This is a genomic window from Bradyrhizobium sp. NBAIM08 (assembly GCF_020193935.1).
Taxonomy (GTDB): Bacteria; Pseudomonadota; Alphaproteobacteria; order Rhizobiales; family Xanthobacteraceae; genus Bradyrhizobium; species Bradyrhizobium yuanmingense.
Genome location: NZ_JADYVR010000588.1, coordinates 1 through 428, shown reverse-complemented (window position 1 = coordinate 428; position 428 = coordinate 1). Strand labels below are relative to the sequence as shown.

The 428-nt window shown below is 69.9% G+C and carries 1 protein-coding gene; it reads right to left on the bottom strand.

Annotated features, from left to right (window positions below):
- Positions 1–31: 31 nt before the first annotated feature.
- The coding region (locus tag I6F37_RS41095; RefSeq protein WP_225154535.1) for a hypothetical protein at positions 32–428 on the bottom strand (397 nt) is incomplete at its 5' end.

Sequence of the window (428 nt, the reverse complement as noted above, 5' to 3'; positions counted from 1 at the left end):
GAGCTGGGCCGATCCCGCCGGCGCTGCCCGCTCACTCGATGGACGTGGCGAACAGCGTGTCGTAGGCGAGGCCCCACGGTGGTCGCAGGAACCCGAGGGCGCGGACGTCTTCGAACCAGTGCGAGAACGGGGATCGTTGCGAGAACGTCCCGCCGCCGAGCACGCGTGTGATGCGCAACAGGGTCTGTTCGGCGAGATCGGCCACCGCTTCCTTGGCGCGCAGCGCGCCGTGGAACGCCACGTTCGGATCGCCACCTTCGATGGCTCGCAGCGCGCCGTCGTACGCCTGCGTGGCGAGCCAGTGATCGAGCTCCGCCCGTGACCACTCGACCTGCTCATACGGGCGCAACCGGTCCGCCTTGCTGCGCACCTGTTGGCGGGCGACCGAGATCGCCTCGTCGACGACGCCGAGGACGACCGCGGTGAAC